Source organism: Candidatus Magnetobacterium casense, assembly GCF_019173545.1.
Taxonomy (GTDB): domain Bacteria; phylum Nitrospirota; class Thermodesulfovibrionia; order Thermodesulfovibrionales; family Magnetobacteriaceae; genus Magnetobacterium; species Magnetobacterium cryptolimnobacter.
The window spans coordinates 1-4,278 of record NZ_JABXWD010000298.1 but is presented as its reverse complement, the minus strand read 5'-3'; the positions used below and the strand labels follow the sequence as shown (position 1 = coordinate 4,278).

The 4,278-nt window shown below is 52.3% G+C and carries 3 protein-coding genes and 1 pseudogene; all 4 read right to left on the bottom strand.

All coding sequences use genetic code 11. From position 1 onward, the window contains the following. Nucleotides 1–595, bottom strand: a 595-nt coding sequence (locus HWQ67_RS13645; RefSeq protein WP_218253241.1) for a TorD/DmsD family molecular chaperone, incomplete at its 3' end; no start/stop codon positions are given. Between the two features lie 9 nt (nt 596–604). After that, nucleotides 605–1,498, bottom strand: a complete 894-nt coding sequence (locus HWQ67_RS13640; protein ID WP_218253240.1) for an ethylbenzene dehydrogenase-related protein — start codon at nt 1,496–1,498, stop codon at nt 605–607. A gap of 27 nt (nt 1,499–1,525) precedes the next feature. Then, nucleotides 1,526–2,665, bottom strand: coding sequence for a 4Fe-4S dicluster domain-containing protein (locus HWQ67_RS13635; protein ID WP_218253239.1), 1,140 nt, complete (start codon nt 2,663–2,665; stop codon nt 1,526–1,528). A gap of 19 nt (nt 2,666–2,684) precedes the next feature. After that, nucleotides 2,685–4,278 (bottom strand): annotated as a pseudogene (locus HWQ67_RS13630) (molybdopterin oxidoreductase); the annotation flags it as partial.

Genomic DNA, 4,278 nt, shown 5'->3' with positions numbered 1-4,278 from the left:
CACTGCCATCAGTGGCAACGAGGCGTTCGCTGAACTTATCGGCCCAGCGACCGAGGTGGTCGGTGATAAACTTGCGTTGGGCATCGACGACAATGCAGGCATTTTCTGCGTCATTGTTTGCCAGTGCAGTTGCCTCCTTGAGCGCCATTACGTGCATGTACTCAAGTTCCGTGGTGATGTGATCGACGCGTTCGGGCGTACTTGAGGCGACATCCAACCCAAAGGCCCGGTAAAACCCGGCGATGTCGGCTAACTGCGCCTGCTGTGACAACGAATGTTGCGGCGTCTCCTTGTTGACGTACTCCATCTCAAAGGGAATGGCCAACATCATGCCCGTTGGCATAAAAAGATTGTAGTACTCACCGTAGAGGGCGTCAAAGCTGCCGGCATCCAGCGCACCCTGCATCTTGTCCAGGAGGGGGAGAAACCCCTCTCCCCCCTGAATATATTGCACCAGCTCATGCCAGGCAGATATATATTGACCACGCAGGTACTGAAAGTACTCCTCAGTGAGGCCCTTAAACCCACCGGCAAGCAACCCGTATATCCTGCCTCTTAACTGCGCAATGGCAATGTCTTGCTCAATCGTGTCCACTATGTATATCTACTTTGCGGCGTCAAGCATCATAGGTGTCCACACTACTGATATGGCCTTCATGCCGTCGAAGTCCTTATCGCTTCCGTCCCAGAGTGCGAAGTTTACATATGTCTGTTTGCCGGCAGTGAAGGCAGCATCAGACATATCCATGCTCTTCATGTCCCTGACAAAGACGACAGTCCACTTGTCGCCCTGATGTTTGCCTTTTGCTGTTGCATTTTGCTGCTGCTGTCTTGTCAGCGTGCCGTAGCCCTCTGCGACGTACTCGATCATTGTTGCATCGGGAGAGGGTTTGCCAGGAAATTGTGCCTTGAGGATCGAGTCTGACGGACCCACGTGTACACCCACTGTCTGAGGCTGACGGTCCATGGGTCTGTTGCCGTCCTTTTCTGCCTGCCAGTCTGCACGCCACTGCCAGATGTTTACCGACTCACCCTTGGAACCCATCAGCGCCGAGGGATTGAGTCCGCCCGTGTGCATGCCTGGAAACATAAGGGCTATCGAGTCACGAAACGTATCTATCGCAGTTTCAACGTCAAGGGTTTTGTCATCCCAAGTCAGTTGAAAGGCGATGGTCTTTCCGTTGTGTATGGCCTTGACGGAAATGTTTGGCACCTTCTTGCTCATGTTAAGTACATATCTTGCATTGCTGTGCAGCGCCTTGATATCCTGTGCGGGGATGGAGCCACCACCAGCCTGGGGATTGGTTACCTCCATGCCGATGAGGGCTACGTCATGAGACTTTGCCGCACTAAAGAGGTCGTCACTGTCAAGCGTGATAGGCTTGTTTACGTAGTGAACCCTGATGTTGTTGCCAGTTGAGGCGGCAAACAGGGCACCCGAACATATCATCGTCAGGGCAAGACCCACGCTGATTACAACTATAAACTTCTTGTTCATTATCTCCTCCTGTATGTCTCGTGTTGACTACGTTACGTCAAGACGGTAAACGTCCAGCTTCTTGTCATAGGATTCCCTGAGCGCCTCCGGTTCTTTTATCGGCGCCTGGGCCACGAGCTCACCTTTGCTGTTGTATCCATGAGCAACTTCGTTTTTCACCTCAAACTTGGTCATTATCTGTGGCGAGCTTCCAAACAGCACCAGGAGTCCCTTCAGTACGGAATCGTTAGGGACGACCTCTCTGTAAGTCTTCACGGCGTGCTCAACACCCGGGCCAAACATCTGCTTCATGTACGGTGTTGGTACGTGTATAGGCGGGATGTAGTACACGTTAGGCTGCGTGCCAAACTGCGGATACAGCGGCAGTGCGAGTTTTTTGATGTGTACGAGGTAGTCTATGGGGTTGTCCTCTTTTGCCTTATCCGGGGCACTGAGCCAGCCCTGCATACGAATCTTGCCGATGCAGTGTTCCATGCACTGGGTCTGAAGTCCTTCCTCTACCTTTGGATAACAGGCCACACACTTCTCCGAACGATACGTGGTGGCGTTAAACATCGGCTTTTTGTACGGACAGCCGGATGTACACTGTTTGTAGCCCTGACAACGAGATTGGTCAATCAGGACGATGCCGTCCTCGGGACGCTTATAGACTGCCTGTCTGGGACAGTTGGCCACGCACGCCGGATAGGTGCAGTGGTTACATATCCTTGGCAGGTAGAAGAACCATATCGGATGTGGCAGTGTCTCTATGTGCATACCCTGCTTGACGTCTCCGCCGTAGATTTCGTCCTCACCCATGTTGGGGTAAGACCAATCCTCAAGTGCGGGCAGAAAGCCCTCGACGGTCTTGTTTTCTTCGGCGGCCTTTTCAAATATCGTCTTGCCTGCATAGGAGCCATCCTTCCATGCCCCGCCCCCGATTTTTTCGAGGAGCTTGAAGTCCCAGTACAGGGGATATCCGCCGTATGGCTTGGACTCCACGTTGTTCCAGAACATGTACTCCTGACCGCGGCCTGTTGTCCACGTGGTCTTACAGCTTATCGAGCATGTCTGACACCCTATGCACTTATTTATATCAAAGACAGCGGCAAACTGCTTCTCTTGCTTTGGCTCGTCAAACGGGTACTGCATCTTTCGTTTGATCTGCCAGTTATATACCTCTTTCATGTTTGCATACCTCCTTAGATTAGGTTATAAATTTACCTTCAAGATACTCCTTGAATTTGGCACTCTCAAGAGAAGGCCTTCCACCAAGTGTGACGGGTCTCCACTTACCCTTGCCGCTTTCTCCGCCATCCTCTGCCTTTGTAAACTTGGCATAGGTCTCACGCGGGGCGCCGTTTGCGCAGTGTATGTCGGGGGCAAAACCCTGTCCGATGGCCTGTCCCATGAAATCCTTTCTTACCAGCGTATCCGTTAGCAGTGTTGGTCTCAGCCACGTACGCGTACCGCTCTGGTGTCCGCCGTAGCGGAACATGGCCTGATATCCCGTATCAGGATTTTTTGCCAGACCGTCCTTTCGTGTTTCGTGTCCCTTGACTGACCCAAAGGAGGCCATGAAGAGATTAAACCACGTTCTGGTTACACCACGCGGTGTGCCCGGGTAGTACCGTGCGCGCAGCATGCACCTGGCCACCTTATACTCGTCGGGGCGTTCCTGCCAGCCCTTAAACGGCATGTCCTCGGGATCGGCATCGGCCCAGATATAGTCGCCATCTTCAATCCCCTGTTCCTTTGCATCGGCGGGGTTGATATCCATGTAGCCTTCGCCTACCCACGGTTTACGTTTGTCACGTCTGTAGATGTCGCCAAATGGTCCCCACCACACGGCCATGTAGTCAAGGTCGCCACCAAAGGTGTGGACGGCATGTCTGAATTTTGGCGTAAGCCATATGTGTTTATATCCATGCTTGTTGAGGGGATGGTTCGACTTCAATAGCTCATCAGGTGTATAGACAACGTTTCTCACCTGCCGTGTATCTCTGGTGAGGTCATTGCGAGAGAAGCCATAGTCCTCCGGGGACTTTGGCTTGATCAACGGGTGGGGCGCTGCCACGATGACGTTTGGCTCGTAGTAGGTCGCGTCTATTGGCTCCCTGTGAAGCGGGATGCTTTCACCGTATTCCTTGAACTCTGGCTCGTCGCGATAGAATTCCAGGCGTCCACTCTTTGAGTACCACGGTTTGGACTCGTTGCTCTGCTCATAGCCGATGAACTTGGGGTAGGTCTTGCCCATCATCATGGAGGGGATACCGTCTTTTGCCAGCTTGAGAAGTTCCTCGACGTTGTAGCCCTTCATCATGTTTGAGTGACTGAGGACCCTTTGGATGTATGGTTTGGCACGGTGTTTTTCGTCTATGAATGCCCAGTAGTCGTTAAACCGATTATCTCCGGTGAGCTTTGCCAGAGCTGCGGCAACTCCCTTATAGGTTTCGGTGTTGCTCTTGGTGTCATAGATACGCTTGATTTCGGTCAGTGGCATGACCTGCATAAAGGGATTGGTACAGGACTGGGTCATGTCGTGTATGTTATACTCTGCCCAGCTATCGACGCCAAAGACGATATCGGCGTACTCGCATGTACCCGTCCACCACCACTCGTTTATAAATATCGCCTCGACCAGGCGTTTTTGTGTACCCTTGGCACGATAGGCGGGGTGTCTGAGGAGGTTCATAACCAGATCGTAGTGGCCCTTGCTGTTACCGAGTATCGAGTTTGCTCCTGAATACCACATGGCCTTTGTTGGCAGAGGCATATGGGTCTTGCCATTAAAATACTTG